Genomic DNA, 20,944 nt, shown 5'->3' with positions numbered 1-20,944 from the left:
CTCAGCGCACCTTCAACGTGGCCAGGCCGATCAGCACGAGCACGACGGAGATGATCCAGAAGCGCACGATCACGCGCGGCTCCGGCCAGCCCTTCAGTTCGAAATGGTGGTGGATCGGCGCCATGCGGAACACGCGCTTGCCGGTCAGCTTGAACGAGGCGACCTGGATCATCACCGACAGGGTTTCGATGACGAACACGCCACCCATGATCACCAGCACCAGTTCCTGGCGGGTGATCACCGCGATGGTGCCCAGCACCGCACCCAGCGCCAGCGCGCCGATGTCGCCCATGAACACCATGGCCGGATAGGTGTTGAACCACAGGAAGCCCAGGCCGGCTCCGGCGATGGCCGCACAGATGATGACCAGTTCGCCGGCGCCCGGGATCTGCGGGATCTGCAGGTAGTTGGCGAACACCACGTTGCCCGAGGCATAGGCGAACACGCCCAGCGCGCAGGCCACCAGCACGGTCGGCATGATTGCCAGGCCGTCCAGGCCGTCGGTCAGGTTCACCGCGTTGGAGAAGCCGACGATCCAGAAGTAGGCGATGGCCACGAAGCCGATGCCGGCCAGCGGCAGCGCGACCGACTTGAACATCGGGATGTAGAAGGTCAGCGCTGCCGGCACGTCGGCCGTGTAGAACAGGAACAGGCCCGCGGCCAGGCCGAAGATCGACTGCAGCAGGTACTTCCAGCGCGACTTCAGGCCGTTCGGGTCACGGCGGACGATCTTGATCCAGTCGTCATACCAGCCGATGGCGCCGAAGCACAGCATCACCGCCAGCACCAGCCACACGTAGCGGTTGCGCAGGTCGGCCCACATCAGCACCGACAGGGTGATGGTGAGCAGGATCAGCGAACCGCCCATGGTCGGCGTGCCGGCCTTGGAGAAATGGGTCTGCGGACCGTCCTGGCGGATCGGCTGGCCGCCCTTGAACTGGGCGAGCTTGCGGATCATCGCCGGTCCAAGCCACAGCGACAGGAACAGGGCCGTCAGCGCGGCAAGGATGGCGCGGAACGTCTGGTAGTTGAACAGCCCGAACAGGCTCTCCAACTGCTGCAACCATCGAGCCAGTTCATACAACATGCGGGGATTCCTCTCCTTGCGCCAGCAGCGCTTTGACGATCAGGTCCATGGCACTGCCACGGGAACCCTTGACCAGGCAGCGCACACCAGCGTGCAACTCATCCTGCAGCGCCTGTGACAGCGCACCATGGGTAGCGAAATGGCGACCGCCTTCACCGAAGGCGGCCGCAGCGGCGGCACTGAGCGGACCCAGCGCATACAGCCGCTTCAGGCCGGCAGCGCGTGCGCGGATGCCGGCCTGCGCATGCAGCGCCTCGGCGTCCGGGCCCAGTTCGCGCATGTCGCCCAGCACCAGCCAGCCCTCTTCCGGGGCGGCGGCCAGGGCATCGATGGCCGCAGCCAGCGAGCCGGGATTGGCGTTGTAGCTGTCATCCACCAGCACCGCGCCGTTGCGCAGCTGATGGGCAATCTGGCGGCCCGGCACCGGCTGCGCTTCGGCCAGGCCGGCGGCAATCAGCGCCAGATCGACACCGGCGGCCAGCGCCAGGCTGGCGGCGGCCAGCGCATTGCTGACGTTGTGGCGACCCGGCAGGCCCAGCACCACGCGGGCTTCGCCGGTCGGTGCGACCAGGGTGAACTGGCTGCCCTGTGCACCGGCGCGGATGTCGCGCGCGGTCACGTCCGCCGAGTGTTCGAGGCCGTAGCGCAGCACGCGGCAACGCGCCGGAGTGCCGACGAAGTGCTGCTCGAACCAGCGGCCGTAGGCATCGTCGGCGTTGATCACCGCCACGCCATCGGCCGGCAGCGCGGCATAGATCGCGCCCTTGGTCACCGCCACGCCGAGCAGGCTGCCCATGCGTTCCAGGTGTGCCGGGGCAATGTTGTTGACCAGCGCATAGCGCGGGCGGGCGATGTCGGTCAGGTAGGCGATATCGCCAGGCTTGCCAGCGCCCATCTCGTAGACGGCGTAGTCGGCATCTTCCGGCGCATCGATCACCGCCAGCGGCAGGCCGATCTCGTTGTTGCGGTTACCCGGGTTGGCGTAGACCACCTTGTGCGCGTGCTGGGCCACCTGCTGCAGGATCGACAGCAGCAGGCTCTTCACGCTGGTCTTGCCATTGCTGCCGGTGATCGCGAACACCTCGGTGCCACGGTCACGCTGCATGCCGGTAGCGATCTTCGCCAGTGCCAGCTCGCTGTCGGCCACCAGTACCTGCGGCAGCTCGATCGGCAGCAGCCGCTCGACCAGCAGCGCACTGGCACCGCGCGCCTGCGCGTCGGCAGCGAAGTCATGCCCGTCGAAACGCTCGCCGCGCAGCGCCACATACAGGCTGCCCGGGCCCAGGTTGCGGGTGTCATTGCTGACTGCATCGATGGCCACGTCGTCGCCGTGGATCTCGCCACCGGCCCAGTGTGCGATCAGCGAAAGCAGGGTGCGCTTCATGCGGCGCCCTCCCCGGCCTGTGCCTGCAGAACACCGGCCTTGGCCGCCAGTGCAGCCGCAGCCACTTCGGTGTCGTCGAAGTCATGACGCACGCCATTCACTTCCTGGTACGGCTCATGGCCCTTGCCGGCAATCAGGATGATGTCGCCGGCACCGGCACGCTTCACCGCCAGGCCGATCGCACGCGCGCGGTTGCGCTGCACGGTCACGGCATCGGCGTGCTGGAAGCCGGCCAGGATGTCGGCCACGATCACGTCGCCATTCTCGCCACGCGGGTTGTCGTCGGTGACGATGACCTGGTTGGCCAGGCGCTCGGCAATCGCCGCCATCTGCGGACGCTTGCCGGTATCGCGCTCGCCACCGCAGCCGAACACGCAGAACAGCGTGCCCTGCAGATGCCCGTGCAGGCTGTCCAGCGCCTGCTCCAGCGCGTCCGGGGTATGTGCGTAGTCGACCACCACGGTCGGCAGGCCGTCTTCGCCGCCGAGGCGGTTCATGCGGCCACGGATCGGCTGCAGCGCCGACAGCACTTCGGCGATGCGCGGCAGCGGCTGGCCCTGCGCGTGCAGGGTGCCGGCCACGGCCAGCAGGTTGTCCACGTTGAAGCGGCCCAGCAGCGGCGACTGCACCGCGGCGCGCTGGCTGTCGATGACCAGCTCGAAGGCAATACCGCGCCCATCCAGCTGCAGCGCTTCAGCGCGCACGCTGGCGTCAGCGGCACCGCGCGAGCTCAGGCCGATCGGTTGCACGCCGGCAGGCAGGCCAGCGAACAGCTGGCGACCAAAGGCGTCGTCCAGGTTGACCACCGCCGCCTTCAGGCCCGGGCGATGGAACAGCCGCGCCTTGGCCGCGCCGTAGCTGGCCATGTCACCGTGGTAGTCCAGATGGTCGCGGGTGAGGTTGGTGAACACCGCCACGTCGTAGTGCACGGCATCCACGCGGCCCTGGTCCAGGGCGTGCGAGCTGACTTCCATCGCCACCGCACGCGCACCGGCGTCGCGCAGCTGTGCCAGCAGCGCATGCATCTGCAGTACCAGCGGCGTGGTGAATCCGGTCGGCTCGACCGCACCATAAAGTCCGGCGCCCAACGTACCGATACTGCCACTGGGCGTTCCGAGCAGGTGCCAGGCCTGGGCCAGCAGTTGCACGGTGGAGGTCTTGCCGTTGGTACCGGTCACGCCGACCATCGCCATCGCCCGTGACGGCGCGCCGTGGAACTGGTCGGCCATCGCCCCCATGCGCGCCCGCAGGCCCGGCACGGCGATCGCATCGGCCGGCGCCGGCAGCTCGGTCGGTGCCGGTGGCTCGAACAGGATGGCGCTGGCACCGGCCGCACGGGCCTGCTCGACAAAGCCCAGGCCATGCGCGCCGAAACCGGCGATGGCGACGAAGGCATTGCCGGGGCGCACGGCGCGGCTGTCCAGCACCAGGCCGGTCAGAACGGGATCATGGCCCGCCAGGGCCACGTCCGGAAGCAACTGCGAAAGCAACATCGAAGGACTCATTGCGTGCCTCCCGTAGCGGGCGGCGTCTGGGCTTGCGCGCTCGGCAGCGCAGCATCGAATTCAGCGGCGGCATCGACCGGCAGCGCGGTCTCGGCCGGCGGTGCGGGCAGGATCGAGGCCGAATGGCCGACCTTGCCCGACTGCTGTGCGGCCAGCCACGACTGCAGGTCGTCCAGCGGCACGTCCATCAGGCGCAGGGTGCCTTCCATCACGTTGTGATAGACCGGCGCCGACACCAGGCCGCCGTAGAACTTGCCGGCCTGCGGATCGTTGATGACGATGACGGTGGCGAAGCGCGGGTTGGTGGCCGGCACCACGCCGGCAAACAGCGCGTTGTAATGCCCGCGCTCGTAACCACCCGGACCGGCCTTGCGCGCGGTGCCGGTCTTGCCGGCCACGCGGTAGCCCAGCACCGCCGCCTGCTTGGCGCCGCCCTGGGTGACCACCGTCTCCATCATCGCCACCACCTGCCTGGCGACGTTTTCATCGATGATCTGCTGGCCTTCGTTGCGCTGGCCCTTGACGAAAGTCGGCGCGATAAGGCGCCCGCCGTTGGCCAGCGCCGAGTACGCGGTGGCAATCTGCAGCGGCGTGACCGACAGGCCATAGCCGTAGGACATGGTGGTCTTGGTGGTCCCCGACCAGCGCGCCGGACGCATCACCACACCGGCCGATTCACCCGGGAACCCGCTGTGCGGCGCCGAGCCATAGCCGAAGCGGCGCACGCCGTCGTAGAAGGTCTGGTCCGGCATCTTCGCCGCAACCTTGGCTGCACCCACGTTCGAACTGCGGGTGATCACGCCGGTCACGTTCAGCACGCCGTTGTTGCGTGGCACGTCGCGGATGGTGAAGCGACCCAGCGTCATGTAGCCCGGGTTGGTGTCGATGATGGTGTCCTTGGTCACCACACCGGCCTGCAGCGCGGTGGCGATGGTCAGCGGCTTCATCGTCGAACCCGGCTCGACCAGGTCGGTCACCGCGCGGTTGCGGCGCGTATCAGGGATCGCGCCGGTCAACGAATTCGGGTTGTAGGTCGGCAGGTTGACCATGGCCAGGATCTCGCCGGTGGTCACGTCCATGATCACCATTGAACCGCCGGCCGCCTTGTTGGCCACCAGCGCGTTGCGCAGTTCCTTGAAGGCCAGGTACTGGATGCGGCGGTCGATGCTGAGGGTCAGGTCCTTGCCCGGCTCAGCGGCACGCAGCAGATCGCTTTCGACGGTCTCGCCCTTGCGGTTGCGGATCACCCGCTTCGCACCGGGCTTGCCGCGCAGCCATTCGTCGAAGGCCAGTTCCAGGCCTTCCTGGCCGCGATCATCGATGTTGGTGAAGCCCAGCACGTGCGCCATCGCCTCACCCTGCGGGTAGAAGCGGCGGAACTCGCGCTGCGCGGCCACGCCCGGAATCTTCAGCGCGACCACCTTCTCTGCCTCGTCCGGATTGATCCGGCGACGCAGGTACATGAATTCCTTGTCCGACTTCTGCGACAGGCGGCTGCTCAGCTCATCCACCGACATGCCGACCGCCTGGGCCAGCTCGGGGATGCGCTCGGGCGAACGCAGCAGGTCCTGCGGGTTGACCCAGATCGAGGCAACCGGCGTGGACACCGCCAGCGGCTCGCCGTTGCGGTCGGTGATCATGCCGCGCGAGGTCTTGATCGGCAGCTCGCGCAGGTAGCGGGCCTCACCCTGGCGCTGGTAGAAGTCGCTGTTGATGATCTGCACGTAGGCCGCGCGGCCGACCAGCGACACCGAGCACAGGCCGAGCGCCAACGCCACCCAGCGCAGGCGCTGGCGCAGGTTGAAGGCATTGCGTGGACGGTTGCGACCGGCCTTGCTCATGGGCGCACCACCACGATGTCGGCGGCCTCGGGGAACTTCATGCCGAGCTTTTCGCGGGCGATGCGATCGACACGGTTGGCTTCGGCCAACGTGGCCTGCTCCAGCTGCAGGCGGCCGAATTCCAGGTTGATGTCATCGCGCTTGCGCTCGGCGCGCGACAGCTCGATGAACGTCTGCCGATGACGGTGACGCACGAACACGACGCCGATCGCCGAGGCCACGGTGCAGGCCAACAGGATGATCAGCAGCAACCGGCTCATGCGTCGGCCTCCCGCTTCTGGGCCACGCGCAGCACCGCGCTGCGGGCGCGCGGGTTGGCGGCCAGCTCTTCGTCGGTGGCCTTGATGGCCCCACCGATCAGGTCCAGCGTCGGCACGAACGCAACGGCCTCGGGCAGGCGGCGGTTGGCCGGCGGCGCCTTGGCCAGGCGGTTCATGTACTGCTTGACGATGCGGTCTTCCAGCGAGTGGAAGCTGATCACCGCCAGACGGCCACCGGGCTTGAGCCGTTCCACCGCCGCATCGAGCCCTGCTTCCAGATCGGCCAGCTCGCGGTTGATGTGGATGCGGATGGCCTGGAAGCTGCGCGTGGCGGGATGGATCTTGTCCTTTCCACGCGGCATCACCGAGGCGATCAGCTCGGCCAGTTCGGCGGTGCGGGAGAACGGCTGCTTCTCGCGGCGGGCCACGATGGCGCGGGCGATGCGCCGGCTCTGGCGCTCTTCGCCGTAGGTCCACAGCACATCGGCGATCTCGCGCTCTTCCACGCGGTTGATCCACTGCGCGGCGCTTTCACCGCTGTCCGGGTCCATGCGCATGTCCAGCGGGCCGTCCTTGCCGAAGCTGAAGCCTCGTTCGGCCACATCCAGCTGCGGCGACGACACGCCCAGGTCGAACAGCACGCCGTCCAGGCCTTCGGCCGTCGCATCCCACTGCAGCAGCTGGGCGAAGCTGCCACGGAAGATGGACACGCGCGGATCCGGCGCGAAATCGCGCTCGGCAACGGCGATGGCTTCCGGATCCTTGTCCATGACCAGCAGGCGCCCCTCGGGACCGAGCTGGGTGAGCACGCCACGTGCATGACCGCCACGACCGAACGTGCCATCCAGATAACGTCCGTTTTCGATCACCCTCAGGCCTTCAAGGACCTGGGTGTACAGGACCGGCAGGTGCACCGCCGGCGACTGCGACACCGGAAGGTGACCGGCCTGCGCTTCTGGGCGCATCCGGGCACCCCGGCTCACAACTTCAGGTCGAGCAACCCATCACCCAGATCCTCGTCAGACAATGTCTGCTGGATCAGGGCCCGATGCGCCTGCTCGCTCCACAATTCGAACTTGTCGCCCATACCGAGCAATACCGCCTTCTTCTCAATGCCCACCGCACCGCGGTGGCTGGCGGGGATGCTGATGCGACCGTTGCCGTCCAGCTCCAGATGGGCGGCCGAGCCGACCAGCTTCTGCTGCAACAGGCGCACGACGCGCTGGGTGTTGGGCTTGGACATCACATCGTCGCGGACCCGTTCCCATTCCGACTCTGCGTACAGCCACAGGCAGCCGGCTTCGAACGGGTTGTAGGTCAGCACGAGACGGTTGTTGCTGGCGCGCGCGACGAGGTCGCGGTAAGCGGTGGGAACCGCCATGCGCCCCTTGTCGTCAACTGTGATGGCCGTCTCGCCCTGGAACACGACGCCTGCACCTTGTCCTTCGCCCGGTGAAACATTGAACCACGAAAACCCACAAAACACCCGGATTTCCCTCTGATGCCCACCTTAGCAGCGGGCCGAGGGTTGTCAACAACTTTTCAGCAGGGAAATCGCCAGCCGCATCAATGGCTTGCAACAACCTTTAGAGACTTGTTCAAGGCTTATCCACAAGTTGCTGATCCGTCTCAATTTTTGAGATTGAACGGAAGTTCAGGGGCGTGGACGGGGTGTGAAACATCGGCCGCGCATTCATCCGAGCCGGGCCGGAAACGGCGCCGGACTGCGCAAACGGTGCACAATGAGGCCATGTGCCTGCTTGCTCTTGGCTGGATGCACCACCCGCGCTGGCGGCTGGTGATGACCGGCAACCGTGATGAGTTCCACGCCCGCCCCACCGCGGCGCTGGCCACCTGGCAGGATGAGACCTCCGTCATCGGAGGACGCGACCTGCGCTCCGGCGGTGGCTGGGCCGGAGTCGGCGCCTCGGGCCGGATGGCGGTGGTCACCAACGTCCGCGACCCGCTGGCGGCCCAGACCGGACCGTCGCGGGGCGCGCTGGTGGCCGACTTCCTGCGCGGCCGCGACCCGGCCGCCGTGCATATCGACCGCTTGGCGACCGTGGCTGGCGCCTACGCCCCGTTCAATCTCCTGCTGGCCGATAGCGACAGCCTGGAGTACCTGGGCAACCATCCCGCCGAACGGCAGACGCTTGGCCCGGGCGTACACGGCATGTCCAACGGCGCTCTGGACGCGCCCTGGCCGAAGACCCGCAGGTTGATGGCGGCCCTTGAAGCCTGGCTGCAGGAAGACGGGGTCAGATCCCTTTCGCAACGCGAAAGGGATCTGACCCCAAACCTGACCCCGCTCTGGAATGCCTTGGCCGATGAACACCGCCCCGCCGACAGCGACCTGCCCGACACCGGCATCGGCCTGGAACGCGAGCGCTGGTTGAGCCCGGCCTTCATCCGCGGCGACGACTACGGCACCCGCGCCAGCACCGTGCTGCTGATCGACGCCGACGGCCACGGCGAGATCCACGAACGCCGCTTCGGCCCGCAGGGTGCACCGAGCGGACAAAGCCACGTCATTTTCTGACCCGGTCGTGACGGCCCCTGGCCGGATGCTCTTGGCGGGGGTAGTGCCGGCCGCTGGCCGGCAGCCTTTGGATGCTCGGATTCGCCATGACGCTGCCGGCCAGCGCCCGGCCCTACCCGCAGCTTGCTGTCGCGATCCACGTGACGGCGGTCGCCATCGCAGCGGGCTTGAAACGTCATTCAGCTTCCAGCCGCGACCGCAATGTGCCTGTGCCACAGGGGTTCCGGCATTCCAGCCCGCCCACTGTGTCCTTTTCGCATTTGGCACTGTGTCTATAAATGTCGGCCCTGACCTCCCAGGGTGGTCGCGCCCGGCATCACGCCGCGCGATCGACCGCAACCACAAGGAGGCCCCATGCGCCGCATCCTCATCCTGCTCGCCACCCATCTGCTCACCCTCGGCCTGGGCTTCGGCCTGGGCGTCTATCTGCTGCCGATCCTGATCGCCCCCGATGACCCGCCGGTCGCCCAGGTACAGGCCGCAATGAAAGACGCCACCTACCGCACCACCTTCCGCCGCGACCTCAAAGGCAGCGATGCGGTGCACTGGGCCGAAGGCAAGGTCAGCGTCAGCGCCACCCAGGTCGCCTTCGACGGGAAGATGGGACCGGGCCCGGATTACAAGGTCTATCTGGTTCGCGATTTCGTCGACAACAAGGCCGACTTCCTGAAGATCAAGGCGCAGGCCCAGCGCATCGGCGAGGTAAAGACCTTCAACCGCTTCCTGGTCGAGGTGCCCGCGAACGTGGACGTGGACGACTACACCACGGTGGTGGTGTGGTGCGAGCGCTTCTCGCAGTTCATTTCCGCCGGGCAGTACCGCACGCCGGGCTGAGGACCGCGCGACGTCGAGGTAGTGCCGGCCGCTGGCCGGCAGCACTCTGTCCGCCACTGCTGGCATCGTGAAGCTGCCGGCCAGCGGCCGGCACTACAGATGCGCGGTTCATGCATATCGAAGAAAGAGGCGGAGCCGGCCGATAAGCCGGGTTCTGTCGTGGACAGTCATTCCTCTAGGCGTTACGTCACCGCAACGCTCAAGCAACCTACCCGGATCCAACGCGGGCCGCGCCAAAGGATCCCTATTTGGTCTTGCTCCAGGTGGGGTTTGCCGTGCCGGTCTGTTGCCAGACTCGCGGTGCGCTCTTACCGCACCATTTCACCCTTACCGGCCTTCCGAAGAAGACGTAGGCGGTATCTTTCTGTTGCACTTTCCGTCGGCTTGCGCCGCCCAGGCGTTACCTGGCACCTTGCCCTATGGAGCCCGGACTTTCCTCGGCACCCCCGAAGGGATGACGCGACTGTCTGGCCGACTCCGCCAGCGCGCATTCTAGCGTACGCACGCCTTTCCTGCCGTGCCGATCGCGGCGTCCGGTTCATCCATCCACGCGTGGCGTGGATCTACCGATGCCGCTGCCTTGGTGGGTGCGGATTCCGATCTGGTGGGTGCGGACCTTGGTCCGCACGATCCATCAACTACCGTACAGCGCCTTGCGCGGCGCACCGGTCAGTTCCGCAGCCAGCTTGGCGGCGGTCGACGGCGGCAGGTGCTCGCTCAGCTTCGCGTAGACGCGGCGACCATGCGCCAGCTGCGCTTCCTCGTCGTCACCGGCACCCTGCACCATCACCACGAACTCGCCCTTGCGCTGGTTGTCGTCGGCCTCGACTTGGGCCAGCAGCCCCGCCAGGTCGCCATCAAGCACGGTCTCGAACAGCTTGGTCAGCTCGCGGGCGAGCACCGCCGGGCGCTCGCCGCCGAAGATCGCCGCCATGTCGGCCAGCGACTCGGCGATGCGGTGCGAGGATTCGTAGAACACCATCGTGCGCACTTCGCCGGCCAGCGCCTGCAGGCGGTCGCGGCGGCCGCTGGCCTTGGCCGGCAGGAAACCCTCGAAGCTGAAACGGTCGCTGGGCAGGCCGGCCACGCTCAGCGCGGCAATGGCGGCGCAGGCGCCGGGCACCGGGCTGACCTTGATGCCCGCCGCGCGCGCGGCACGCACCAGGCGGAAACCGGGGTCACTGACCAGCGGGGTACCGGCATCGCTGACCAGCGCCAGCGACTCGCCGGCCTGCAATCGCGAAACCAGGCGTTGCGCCAAGGCCTCTTCATTGTGTTCGTGCAGGGCCACCAGCGGTTGCTGGATGCCGAAATGGGACAGCAGCTGGCCGCTGCGGCGGGTGTCCTCGGCACAGATGGCCGCCACCGAACGCAGCACCTCCTGTGCGCGCGGGCTCAGATCGGCCAGGTTGCCGATCGGGGTGGCGACGACGTACAGGGTTGGCACACTCATTTCAGCGGTACTCACGGGGCAAGGGTAGAATCGTAGCGTGTACCCGGCCAAGGCCGCTGCCCTCATCGCATGGACCCGATCATGAACAAGCCCGCCGCACGGATCTCCGCCCTGTCGTTGTCGCTGATGCTGCTGGCCGGTTGTGCCACCACCAGCCTGACCAGCACCCCCGATTCGCCGGCCCAGAGCCAGGCGCTGGCGCTGATCGAACAGGGCAAGCCGCGCGACGCCGCACTGCAGCTGGAAGGCCTGGCCGCCACGCTGCGCGGCGGCGCCCGCAGCAACGCCCTGGCCGATGCGGCTTGGGCCTGGCACCTGGCCGGCGACAGTGCCCGCGCGCGCAGCCTGCTCGGCCAGCTCACCGCACGCCAGCTGTCCGGCGCCAGCCTGCAGCGCTACCAGCTGACCGGTGCCGAGCTCGCCTTGGCCGACAAGCAGCCGGCGCAGGCACTGGCCCTGCTGAAGGACCACGGCGATAACGTGCTGCCGGCGCTGCGTACGCGCTGGTACCTCGCCCGCGCCAGTGCCCTGCAGGGCACCGGCGATGCCTTCGGCGCCGCCACCGAGCGAGCGCGCGCCCATTCCAGCCTGACCGGCAGCGCGCGCAGCGAGAACCAGGCCGCCATTGCCGGCCTGCTCGGCACCCTCGACGACGCCACCCTGCGCAGCCGTGCCGCCGCCCTGCCGGCCAACGACCCGCTCTACAACTTCGCCGGCCGTGCACTGATCGCGCGCGGCCTGCCGCTGCCGCGCCCGTTCGACCGCGATGGCGCGGCCCAGTTCGACACCAGCAAGCGCCCGCCGGCGATGAGCGACGGTTACCGCCCGCCGGCCAAGCTGGCCGTGCTGCTGCCGCTCAGCGGCCGCCTGGCCACCGCCGCACAGCCGGTGCGCGATGGCCTGTTGAGCGCTTATTACGGTGAAAGCCGCCGCCGCCCGGACATCAACTTCTTCGACACCGCCGGCACCCCGGCCGGTGCCCTGGCCGCCTATGACAAGGCCGTCGCCTCCGGTGCCGACTTCGTGGTCGGTCCGCTGGGCCGCGACGAAGTGGACGCCGTGTACGGCCGGCAGCAGCTGCAGGTGCCGGTGCTGGCCCTGAACCGCGGCAAGGACGCACCGCCGGCCGGCAGTGCCGGCTTCTCGCTGGCACCGGAAGACGACGGCATCGTCGCCGCCGAGTACCTGCGTGGCCGCGAGCGCGGCAAGGCGCTGGTGATCAACAGCGCCGATGACACCGGCCGCCGTGCCGCCGCCGCCTTCGCCCAGCGCTTTGCGCAGCGCGGTGGCCAGGTGGTGGCCACGATCGGCGTCACCGATGCCGTCGGCGATGTCGGCGCGCAGGTGCGCAACGCCGGCCAGGTCGATGCCGTATTCCTCGCCGTGCGTGCGCCGCAGGCGCGCCTGCTGGCGCCGCAGCTGGCGCTGGCCGGTGCAGGCGGCGCGACCCGCGTTGGCACCTCGCAGCTGACCGTTGGCAGCGGCAAGGTGGAAGAAGACGTGGCGCTGGACGGCATCGTCTATCCGAACGAAGCCTGGAACGTGCGCAGTGTGTCCGGCCTGCCGTCGGCCAGCCAGGTGGCCAGCACCCTGCCGAGCGCACGCGGTGCGGCCGGCCGCCTGTTCGCCTTCGGTGCCGACGCCTGGAAGATCACCGCCTACCTGGACAAGCTGTCCAACGAAGGCGGCCTGGACGGTGCCACCGGCACCCTGTTCCTGGACAGCAACGGCAACATCCTGCGCCAGCCGGCCTGGTCGACCTTCAATGGCGGCCGGCCGATGCCGATCGTCGGTGGTCGCTGAGCGCAGCCAACGTGGCTCGGCGGTGGAAGCCGCCGCCGAGCAGCATCTGCAACAGGCGGGACTGCAGCCGCGTGCGCGCAACGTGCGCTATCGCGGCGGTGAACTGGACCTGGTGATGGACGATGCCGGCACCGTGGTGTTCGTGGAAGTGCGCTACCGCGCGCGATCGGATTTCGGCGGTGGCGCCGCTTCGGTCGATGCGCGCAAATGCCGGCGCCTGGCCCACGCCGCGCAGCTGTACCTGCAGGACCACCCGGCGCTGGCCAATGCGCCCTGCCGTTTCGATGTGGTCGAAGCCACCGGCGAACCGCCGCAGTTGCATTGGCTGCGGGATGCATTCCGATTGGATGACTGCTGATGGCTACTCTTTGCCGGCCAGCGGCCGGCACTACCCGTCGGACCTGCAGCCGGCCCGCGGCCGGTACGACCATGGTGCGTGACTGATGCCGTCGATCATCACCCATGCCGCTGTGCCGCTGGCGCTGTGGTGCGCCGCTGATCGTGGCCGCATCCCGCCGCGCCTGCTGGCCGCCGGCGTGATCGCCGCCATGCTGCCCGATGCCGATGTACTGGCCTTTGCCCTGCACATTCCCTATGCCGATGCCTTCGGCCATCGCGGCGCCAGCCACTCACTGCTGTTCGCCGGCGTGCTGGCAGCATTGGCCGCGGCGTTGGCGCTCTTGGGTAGTCGCCGACCTTGGTCGGCGGATGTGTGCCAACCAAGGTTGGCATCTACCGTACAAGCCGCTGTATTCGTCTTCGCCTGCGCCGCCAGCCATCCGCTGCTCGATGCGATGACCTCCGGTGGTCTGGGCGTCGCGCTGGCCTGGCCGTGGAGCGAACAGCGCTTCTTCGCGCCGTGGCGCCCCATCCGCGTGTCACCGTTCGCGCCACAGTTCTTCAGCGCACGCGGCGTGGCTACCCTGCTCTCCGAACTGCGCTGGGTGTGGCTGCCACTGGCCGGCGCCGTTGTCGCCTGGAAACTGATCCAACCCGCTCCTGCTGCCTCACGAGATCCGTCATGAGTCCTGCCCTGCCTGCTGCCCTGGTTGCCGAACTGTCCACCCTGCTGGGCACGGAGGGCTGGCGCATGGATGACGGCGCGCTGGAGGCGAATGCGCAGGACAACTCATGGCGCCATCAGCGGCCGGCCGCAGTGGCGTTTCCGGCGGACATCGAGCAGGTGCAGGCGCTGGTGCGTGCCTGCCGCGCGCATGGCGTGGCGCTGGTCGCGCGCGGTGCCGGCACCGGTACCACCGGTGCCGCGGTCCCGCAGCCGGGCAGCATCGTACTCTCGTTCACCCGCATGGACCGCATCGTCGAGATCCGCGCCGGTGATCGCTGCGCGGTCGTGCAGCCGGGCGTGTTGAACGGCACGCTGCAGCAGGCGCTGGCGTCGCACGGCCTGTTCTGGGCGCCGGACCCGTCCAGCGCCGAGATCTGCAGCGTCGGTGGCAACCTGGCCTGCAATGCGGGTGGCCCGCGCGCGGTGAAGTACGGCACCAGCCGCGACAACGTGCTGGGCCTGGTGGCGGTGACCGGCACCGGCGAGGTGATCCGCTGCGGTGGCGCCTACACCAAAGACGCCACTGGCTACGATCTGACCCATCTGCTGGTGGGCAGCGAAGGTACGCTGGCATTGATCGTGGAAGCCACGCTGAAACTGACCCCGCTGCCGGTCAGCCAGGCCGGGCTGCGCGTGTTGTACCGCGATGCGGATGCCGCCGCAGCCGCCGTATCGCGGTTGATGTCGCAGCCGGTGGTACCCACCCGCCTGGAATTCATGGACGCGCGCAGCCTGGAGCTGCTGCGGCTGAATGGTGCCGATGTGCCGGAGGCAGGCGCGATGCTGCTGGTCGAGGCCGATGGTGACCACGACACCCTGCCTTATCTGCTGCAGGCACTGGCCAGTGCCGCCGAAGGCGACGGCATGATCGAGCTGGACGTGGCGATGGAGGGCCGCGCGCGCGACCAGCTGTGGGCCGCACGCAAGGCGCTGTCGCCCGCGCTGCGCAGCGTTGCGCCGGGCAAGATCAATGAAGACGTTGTGGTCCCGGTGTCGCGCATTCCGGAGCTGGTAGCCGGCGTGCAGGCACTGGCGCGTGACTACAGACTCACCATCGTCACCTTCGGCCATGCCGGCAACGGCAACCTGCACGTCAACATCCTCTACCACCCGGAGGATGCCGACGAAAACACGCGCGCGCATGCCGCGTTGCCAAAGATCTTCGAGCTGACCCTGGCATTGGGTGGCACATTGTCCGGCGAACATGGCATTGGCCTGGCCAAGCGCGATTTCATGGCACAGGCTTTCACCCCGGAAACGCTGACGGCGATGCGCGCGATCAAGGCCGCACTGGACCCGGACGGCATCCTCAACCCGGGCAAGGTGCTGCCGCCGGCATAGACCGCGCACATTCCTTCGCACTCCTGTAGAGCCGAGCCCATGCTCGGCGGCTCTTCGACCAGATCGCGATGAAGCCCGCGCTGCGCGCGCGAGCCGAGCGTGGGCTCGGCTCTACAACCACGTGTCGTTCACCCTCACACTCCTGTGGAGCCGAGCCATGCTCGGCCCCGCTTCGGCCACATCGCGATGAAGCCCGCACCGCGCGCAAGCCGAGCGTGGGCTCGGCTCTACACCGGCGTGTCGCCTGCAATATCGATCAGGGTCTGCCGGAAGCTGGGCAACAGCACGCGGTTGCCATGCCCGCTCAGGTGATCGTTGTCGAAGAACAGCGGCTCCCCGTCTTTCACCGCCGAACAGGTCGTTGGCCCGCACAGCAGCGGCAGCGGATCCCACACCGTCAGCGATGGATAGCGCACCGCCAGTTCGGACAGCAACGCCATCTGCGGCGCGCGCAGCCTTTCCAGGTCGGCGCGCGGCATGCTCAGGCCACCGGCACAGGCCGGGTTGCGGCGGTTGAACCAGTCCGAACAGCGGTACGCACCGGCCTTGAACAACGGCAGCGGCGCATCCACAACCACGTGCACACCCAGCTTCTGCAAACGCCCCAGCACTCGATCGGCTTCATCGCGTGCAGCTTGTGCATGCGCGGGCGTGCGCTCGGCCAGCAGTTGACGATAGATTTCCTGTGCATCCTGCCGCCGCCAGTCGAATCCGCGCAGCTCCGGCATGCGCAAGGCCGCCAGCAGCACGATGTCACCCGGGCGTGCCTCGCGCTCGATGGTCGACAGCGTGTGCTCAATGAACTCCTGGCAATCGGCTGGACTGGCCCGCAGCAGATTGACGAAGCTGCAGCCGCCGCGATCCTGCTGGCGCACCTCCATGCCGGTCTGGCGCGCGACCATGCTGGTCATGGTGCGATACGCCGCCGCGTGCGAATCGCCGGACACGAACAGGCGCCGTCCTTCAAGCGCCGGCGCACTCACCGGCTCTAATGGGCGCCACGCGGGGTAGCGACGCGCCTGCCATGCATAGCCGTCACGGGTAACGCTCAGCGAGACCTGCTCGTGGTACTCCACGGTGGCCCAGGCACCCGCACCACACAGCGCCACCACCGGCAACGCCATCGCCAGCACCTTGGCCGGTGCCAGGCGCAGCAGCGGCGCCGCACTGCGCAGCGGACGCTCGATGAAGTGATACGACGCAGCTGATACCGCCAGCAGCAACACCGGGTACAGCCACAGCGCGGCACCGTGCAGGCCGTAGGTCCAGCGCAGCAGCACCAGCAGCGGCCAATGCCACAGGTACAGCGAATAGGACAACCGGCCCAGGTAGGCCAGCGGTGCGCAGCCCAGCGCGCGGGCGAGGCGCGATGTCCCCGGCGCCGACACGCTTGCCAACAGCAGCAGGGTACCGGCCACGGTGGCCAGCACACCCGGCACCGGCATCGCCAGCTGCGGGGCGATCACCACGCCTGCGGCCAGCAGCGTCAGGCCGGCCGCTGCAACCGCACCACCGTTCTGGCCCGGCGTACGAGTACGCATCCACTGGTACAGCAGCGCGCCCGCAGCCAGCTCCCAGAACCGCGCCGGCAGCAAATAGAACGCTGCCGCTGGTGCCGTCTGCGCCTGCCAGCCCGCCCACGCCAGCGACAGCACGGTGAGCCCCGGCAACAGCCAACGCGACCACGGCCAGCGCTCACGCCCGCGCAGCCAGACGAAGAACAGCAGCGGGAAGACCAGGTAGAACTGCTCCTCCACGCCCAGCGTCCACGTGTGCAGGAACGGGTTGAGTTCGGCGCCGGGTGAGAAGTAATCGTCCTGCTGGCCAGCCAGCACGATGTTGCTGAAGCCGACCAGCGCGGCCCAGCCGGTCTGGTCGAACTGTTCATTGCGCCACGCACGGGGAATGAACAGCGCAGACAGTATGAAGGTGGCCACCAGCATGACCAGCAGCGCCGGCAACAGGCGAAGCACGCGGCGCCGGTAGAAGTCGAGCAGCATCGCGCTCAGTGACGCAGGCGTGCGCGAGGCCAGCGACTGGCTGATCACGAAGCCGGACACCACGAAGAACAGGTCCACCCCGGTGAAGCCGCCGGGCAGCCACGTCGCATTGGTGTGGAAGAGGACGACGGCCAGCACCGCCAATGCGCGCAGGCCATCGATGGCAGCGTTGTGGGAACGTTCGGGAGCAGACATGCGGGTGACCGGCAGCGAGCGATCCGGCAGCATCGCCACCGTTTGCGCAGTCATTCAATGGACGATCGCGACAGGGCGGGACATGGTTCAGCTCCGGTCCCAGTTCGCCCCTGCGGGAATGTCGTAATCACCACACTGACGGCGCGCCGCACGTCTGCAACGTTTTCGAATTTCCAATCTTTCTCATTGGCATACGTGGCACTGCATGCAAATCATCTAGCGCCACCGACAACGGGTGGCACGGGCTTCCAATCCCGTTAGGTTGATGTGTTGGTTACGCTTGCCTGCCGGCGCCGCTCTTTCCTTGTTGGGTGGCGTCGGCAGGCATTCTGTCCGCGCTTACATGGCGGGCGGTGCGTGGGGGCCTCGTGCCCGCCGGCGCTTCTACATCGACCTCCGGTATTGGAACCACGCACCGTCCGCCACCCTCGCTGTTAAGCAGGGTGGCCCCTTACTGCTTGCACAAGGACGCCGCCATGACCGATTCCCCCTACCCGCACCTGTTCGCCACCCTGGGCGAGGCCGCCACGCGCCTGCCCGATGACCTGGCCCGCACGCTGGAAGACACCTTCGTCGCGCTGCAGAGCGGTAACAGTGCCGGGGCCATTACCCTGCAGGCCTGCCTGCAGCACATCCGCCAGGGCGATGCCACCGATGGCCAACCATGGCCCGGCAACAACCGCACGCCCGGGCAACGCCTGGCCCTGACGCGTATTGATCGTGCCAATGCGGGGCTGAGTTTCCTGCTGGAACTGCTGCACGCCACCGAACGCGTACGCGTGGATGGGGATATCGACCAGCAGATGGGCGATGGCGCGCGCGAAGGGCTGCTGCTGGCCTGCCGTGGGCTGGCCGAGTACGTGGATGTGCAGCTGCGGGCGGCGTGAGCATCCGACGAAGAGAAGTGCGGGTGAGCGCTCAGTTCAGTTGCACGCTGCGCGCAATTGCAACGATTCCGATGGCTCATCATCACAGGAGCACCAATGGTGCGCACTTCTTTTCAGGGAGTGTTTCGATGCACAAGATGATGGTTCCGCTCACCCGCTATGCGCAGTTCACTGGCCGCGCAAGCCGCAGCGAATTCTGGTGGTTCCAGTTGTTCATCATGATCGTTTCGATCCCGCTGTATCTGCTGAGCTTCTATGCCGGCTACAGCGGTTCGCAGGGCCTGGCGCTGGTCGTCACCGGCCTGGGCGTAGTGATGTGGCTGGCATTCGTGTTGCCGTCCATCGCGGCCACCATCCGCCGCCTGCACGATACCGATCGTTCGGGCTGGTGGTTGTTGCTGGGGTTCGTGCCGTTCGTCAGCCTGGTGCTGCTGGTGTTCCTGCTGCTGCCCGGCACGCCGGGTGGCAACCGCTTCGGTGCGCCGGTTCCGCACGTGTAACCAGCCCGCGTTGGTAGGTGTCGACCTTGGTCGGCACGGCGTTGCCACCGGCGGCTGACACCTCTGTGCCAACCAAGTTTGGCACCTACCAGAGCAACATCGATGTGCTTCACTTGGGGTCAGATCCCTTTGCGGCGCAAAGGGATCTGACCCCTCCCCGAAGGTTGACCCAGCAGGGCAGTACCGCTGCTGCTACGCGAAGTGCTGGTAACCGCCGTCGGCGGCTTCGCCGTCCACGTGCACCCCCTGCCCTTCAGCGATACGACCGATGCGGGTGAGCGGCACGTCCAGCGATTCGGCCAGGTAGTGCAGTGCGTCGCGCTGGTCGGCGGCGGCGGTGAAACACAGCTCGTAGTCATCGCCACCGCGCAATGCGCAGTCACGCGCACCGTCGCGGCCGAGCAGTTCACGCAGTGCGTGCGAGATCGGCAGCGAATCGGCATCGACATGTGCGGCCACGTTGCTGCGCGTGGCGATATGACCGAGGTCGGCCAGCAGGCCGTCGGATACATCCACCGCCGCGTGCGCGAAGGCCCGCAGGCGCAGGCCGAGGGTGACGCGCGGCGTCGGCCGCAGCAGGCGCAGGCGCAGGCTTTCGTAGTCGGCCAGCAACGTGGCGGTGGCGATGCTCAGTGCACCCTGCTGCCACAGGCGCAGCGCGCCGGCGGCGTCGCCCAGCGTGCCGCTCACCCAGATGTCATCACCCAGCTGCGCGCGGTCGCGCCGCAGGGCCTGGCCGCGCCCGACCTGGCCCATCGCGGTGACCGACAGCGAGAGCGGGCCGCGCGTGGTGTCACCACCGATCAGCGCGATGTCGTGCTGGTCGGCCAGAGCGAAGAAGCCATCGGCAAAAGCCTCGATCCAGTCTTCAGACGCTTCCGGCAGCGACAGCGCCAGCGTGCACCACGCCGGGCGCGCGCCCATCGCGGCGAGGTCTGACAGGTTGACGGCCAGGGTCTTCCAGCCGATGTCGAAGGCCGGGGTTTCCACCGGGAAGTGCACGCCGCTGTTGAGCGTATCGGCGGTGACCACCAGTTGCTCGTTGGCACGCGGCTGCAGCAGCGCGGCGTCGTCACCGATGCCGAGCAGGATGTCGTCGCGCTCGAGGGTGCGGGCGCGGATGCGGTCGATGAGGGCGAATTCGGCGAGGGACATGGAGCGTTCCCGCTGTTGTACGTGCCGCGCAGGGCGCGGTGGGCGGTAGTGCCGGCCGCTGGCCGGCAACCTCAGGATCCCTGCAGCTGCCGGCCAGCGGCCGGCACTACCACAGGTGGGTCAGTGACCCGATTCGACCTTGCGCCATTCCACGGCGGCACGATCCAGCACGCCGTTGACGTAGGTGTGGCCATGTTCGGAACCGAAGCGCTTGGCCGATTCGATCGCTTCGTTGATCACCACGCGGTACGGCACGTCCAAGCGGTAGCGCAGTTCGTAGGCGGCCAAGCGCAGCACGGCGCGTTCGATCGCGTCCACTTCCTCGATGCCACGGTCCAGGTACGGGCCGAGCGCTTCGTCGATGTCGCGACGGTTGTCGAGCACGCCGTGCACCAGCGCCTCGAAGTAGGCCAGGTCGGCGATTTCGCGGGCCTGCTCGTGGGCGAACTGGGCGATCAGCGACTGCGCGTTGCCGCCGGAAATCTGCCAGGCGTAGATGGCCTGCACAGCACGACGGCGCGCACGCGAGCGCAGCACGGGATCCACGCCATCGCGGCGGACGGGTTTACCGGAGGGCTTGCCCTGGGTGTTCTTGTTCATGGCAGCTGCTCCAGAAGATTGACCATTTCCAATGCGGCGAGTGCGACTTCCTCGCCCTTGTTGCCGTGGCTGCCGCCTGCGCGGGCCTCGGCGTCTTCAACGCGTTCCACCGCCAGCACGCCGTTCAGCACCGGCACGCCGAAATCCAGCTGCACGCGCATCAGGCCTTCGGCACAGCGGTCGGCCACGTGTTCGTAGTGGCGGGTGTCGCCACGGATCACGCAGCCCAGGGTGAGGATGGCGGCGTGTTCATGCGCGGCGGCCAGGCGTGCAGCCACCAGCGGCAGTTCCCAGGCACCCGGCACGCGGATCACGTCGATGTTGGCTTCGGTGATGCCGTTGCCGGCCAGACTCAGGCGGGCGCCTGCGACCAGCGCGTCGGTGATGCGGGCGTTCCAGCGGCTGGCCAGGATGGCGAAGCGCGCCGACTCGGGAGTGCGAAGATCGCCTTCGTAGTGGCTCATATGCGGCTTGGGGGACTCGATAAGGGGGTA

General features: G+C 67.8%; 20 protein-coding genes and 1 other RNA gene. 8 read left to right on the top strand and 13 right to left on the bottom strand.

Annotated features, from left to right (window positions below):
- Nucleotide 1 precedes the first annotated feature (1 nt).
- Genes mraY through mraZ form a run of 7 tightly spaced genes read right to left on the bottom strand, consistent with a single transcriptional unit; the run spans nucleotide 2 to nucleotide 7,503 of the window.
- Nucleotides 2-1,087 (bottom strand): phospho-N-acetylmuramoyl-pentapeptide-transferase, encoded by a 1,086-nt coding sequence (gene mraY / locus AC5P8U_RS18595; RefSeq protein ID WP_005415291.1) that lies wholly within the window; start codon nucleotides 1,085-1,087, stop codon nucleotides 2-4.
- Nucleotides 1,077-2,471 (bottom strand): UDP-N-acetylmuramoyl-tripeptide--D-alanyl-D-alanine ligase, encoded by a 1,395-nt coding sequence (locus AC5P8U_RS18590; RefSeq protein ID WP_334272047.1) that lies wholly within the window; start codon nucleotides 2,469-2,471, stop codon nucleotides 1,077-1,079. Before AC5P8U_RS18590 ends, mraY begins: the two co-directional genes overlap by 11 nt.
- Nucleotides 2,468-3,976 (bottom strand): UDP-N-acetylmuramoyl-L-alanyl-D-glutamate--2,6-diaminopimelate ligase, encoded by a 1,509-nt coding sequence (locus AC5P8U_RS18585; protein WP_447897270.1) that lies wholly within the window; start codon nucleotides 3,974-3,976, stop codon nucleotides 2,468-2,470. The genes AC5P8U_RS18590 and AC5P8U_RS18585 overlap by 4 nt, the downstream gene beginning before the upstream one ends.
- Nucleotides 3,973-5,817 (bottom strand): peptidoglycan D,D-transpeptidase FtsI family protein, encoded by a 1,845-nt coding sequence (locus AC5P8U_RS18580; RefSeq protein ID WP_069139504.1) that lies wholly within the window; start codon nucleotides 5,815-5,817, stop codon nucleotides 3,973-3,975. The genes AC5P8U_RS18585 and AC5P8U_RS18580 overlap by 4 nt, the downstream gene beginning before the upstream one ends.
- A complete protein-coding gene (ftsL, locus tag AC5P8U_RS18575) occupies nucleotides 5,814-6,077 on the bottom strand; it encodes a cell division protein FtsL (RefSeq protein ID WP_005415286.1) in 264 nt (87 codons plus the stop codon). The genes AC5P8U_RS18580 and ftsL overlap by 4 nt, the downstream gene beginning before the upstream one ends.
- Complete coding sequence (gene rsmH / locus AC5P8U_RS18570; protein ID WP_049468237.1) at nucleotides 6,074-7,042, bottom strand: 16S rRNA (cytosine(1402)-N(4))-methyltransferase RsmH; 969 nt, start codon at nucleotides 7,040-7,042, stop codon at nucleotides 6,074-6,076. The genes ftsL and rsmH overlap by 4 nt, the downstream gene beginning before the upstream one ends.
- A gap of 14 nt (nucleotides 7,043-7,056) precedes the next feature.
- Complete coding sequence (gene mraZ, locus AC5P8U_RS18565) at nucleotides 7,057-7,503, bottom strand: division/cell wall cluster transcriptional repressor MraZ (RefSeq protein ID WP_004143635.1); 447 nt, start codon at nucleotides 7,501-7,503, stop codon at nucleotides 7,057-7,059.
- 324 nt (nucleotides 7,504-7,827) lie between these two features.
- On the opposite strand from mraZ, the gene AC5P8U_RS18560 reads away from it, so the two are divergent.
- Together AC5P8U_RS18560 and AC5P8U_RS18555 are read left to right on the top strand one after the other, a co-directional pair.
- Entirely contained in the window at nucleotides 7,828-8,616 is a 789-nt protein-coding gene (locus AC5P8U_RS18560; RefSeq protein ID WP_111200834.1) for an NRDE family protein, read from the top strand.
- Between the two features lie 354 nt (nucleotides 8,617-8,970).
- On the top strand, nucleotides 8,971-9,450 hold the full coding sequence (locus AC5P8U_RS18555; protein ID WP_005415283.1) for a DM13 domain-containing protein: 480 nt from the start codon (nucleotides 8,971-8,973) through the stop codon (nucleotides 9,448-9,450).
- Between the two features lie 127 nt (nucleotides 9,451-9,577).
- Here AC5P8U_RS18555 and rnpB read toward each other — a convergent pair.
- An RNA gene (rnpB, locus tag AC5P8U_RS18550) (RNase P RNA component class A) lies at nucleotides 9,578-9,929 on the bottom strand.
- A gap of 155 nt (nucleotides 9,930-10,084) precedes the next feature.
- The gene (gene rsmI / locus AC5P8U_RS18545) at nucleotides 10,085-10,903 is read right to left on the bottom strand and encodes a 16S rRNA (cytidine(1402)-2'-O)-methyltransferase (RefSeq protein ID WP_065178763.1); all 819 of its coding nucleotides are present in this window, start codon (nucleotides 10,901-10,903) and stop codon (nucleotides 10,085-10,087) included.
- 81 nt (nucleotides 10,904-10,984) lie between these two features.
- Between rsmI and AC5P8U_RS18540 the strand changes: the two genes are divergently transcribed.
- From AC5P8U_RS18540 to AC5P8U_RS18525, 4 genes are all read left to right on the top strand, one after another.
- Entirely contained in the window at nucleotides 10,985-12,706 is a 1,722-nt protein-coding gene (locus AC5P8U_RS18540) for a penicillin-binding protein activator (RefSeq protein ID WP_088497867.1), read from the top strand.
- The gene (locus AC5P8U_RS18535; protein WP_049439300.1) at nucleotides 12,696-13,064 is read left to right on the top strand and encodes a YraN family protein; all 369 of its coding nucleotides are present in this window, start codon (nucleotides 12,696-12,698) and stop codon (nucleotides 13,062-13,064) included. The genes AC5P8U_RS18540 and AC5P8U_RS18535 overlap by 11 nt, the downstream gene beginning before the upstream one ends.
- A gap of 85 nt (nucleotides 13,065-13,149) precedes the next feature.
- A complete protein-coding gene (locus tag AC5P8U_RS18530; RefSeq protein WP_353080398.1) occupies nucleotides 13,150-13,731 on the top strand; it encodes a metal-dependent hydrolase in 582 nt (193 codons plus the stop codon).
- Nucleotides 13,728-15,113, top strand: a complete 1,386-nt coding sequence (locus AC5P8U_RS18525) for an FAD-binding oxidoreductase (RefSeq protein WP_447897268.1) — start codon at nucleotides 13,728-13,730, stop codon at nucleotides 15,111-15,113. The genes AC5P8U_RS18530 and AC5P8U_RS18525 overlap by 4 nt, the downstream gene beginning before the upstream one ends.
- A gap of 227 nt (nucleotides 15,114-15,340) precedes the next feature.
- Here the strand turns inward: AC5P8U_RS18525 and AC5P8U_RS18520 are convergent, their stop codons facing one another.
- On the bottom strand, nucleotides 15,341-17,362 hold the full coding sequence (locus tag AC5P8U_RS18520; protein ID WP_353080396.1) for an acyltransferase family protein: 2,022 nt from the start codon (nucleotides 17,360-17,362) through the stop codon (nucleotides 15,341-15,343).
- A gap of 422 nt (nucleotides 17,363-17,784) precedes the next feature.
- On the opposite strand from AC5P8U_RS18520, the gene AC5P8U_RS18515 reads away from it, so the two are divergent.
- Both AC5P8U_RS18515 and AC5P8U_RS18510 read left to right on the top strand, forming a co-directional pair.
- Nucleotides 17,785-18,195, top strand: coding sequence for a hypothetical protein (locus tag AC5P8U_RS18515; RefSeq protein WP_447897267.1), 411 nt, complete (start codon nucleotides 17,785-17,787; stop codon nucleotides 18,193-18,195).
- Between the two features lie 128 nt (nucleotides 18,196-18,323).
- A complete protein-coding gene (locus AC5P8U_RS18510; protein ID WP_188241511.1) occupies nucleotides 18,324-18,695 on the top strand; it encodes a DUF805 domain-containing protein in 372 nt (123 codons plus the stop codon).
- 192 nt (nucleotides 18,696-18,887) lie between these two features.
- Here AC5P8U_RS18510 and thiL read toward each other — a convergent pair whose 3' ends face one another.
- The 3 genes from thiL to ribH all read right to left on the bottom strand — a co-directional run bounded on the left by thiL (nucleotide 18,888) and on the right by ribH (nucleotide 20,914).
- Complete coding sequence (gene thiL, locus AC5P8U_RS18505) at nucleotides 18,888-19,850, bottom strand: thiamine-phosphate kinase (RefSeq protein ID WP_334272054.1); 963 nt, start codon at nucleotides 19,848-19,850, stop codon at nucleotides 18,888-18,890.
- A gap of 120 nt (nucleotides 19,851-19,970) precedes the next feature.
- Nucleotides 19,971-20,450 carry a transcription antitermination factor NusB gene (nusB, locus tag AC5P8U_RS18500; protein ID WP_005415268.1) on the bottom strand — a complete coding sequence of 160 codons (480 nt, stop codon included), beginning with the start codon at nucleotides 20,448-20,450 and terminating at the stop codon, nucleotides 19,971-19,973.
- Entirely contained in the window at nucleotides 20,447-20,914 is a 468-nt protein-coding gene (gene ribH / locus AC5P8U_RS18495; protein ID WP_005415267.1) for a 6,7-dimethyl-8-ribityllumazine synthase, read from the bottom strand. The genes nusB and ribH overlap by 4 nt, the downstream gene beginning before the upstream one ends.
- Nucleotides 20,915-20,944: the final 30 nt, after the last annotated feature.

This window comes from Stenotrophomonas sp. YJH_SMC_81, assembly GCF_059370875.1.
Note: the sequence above shows the minus strand (reverse complement) of the source record. Positions and strands in the feature narration are given on the sequence as shown.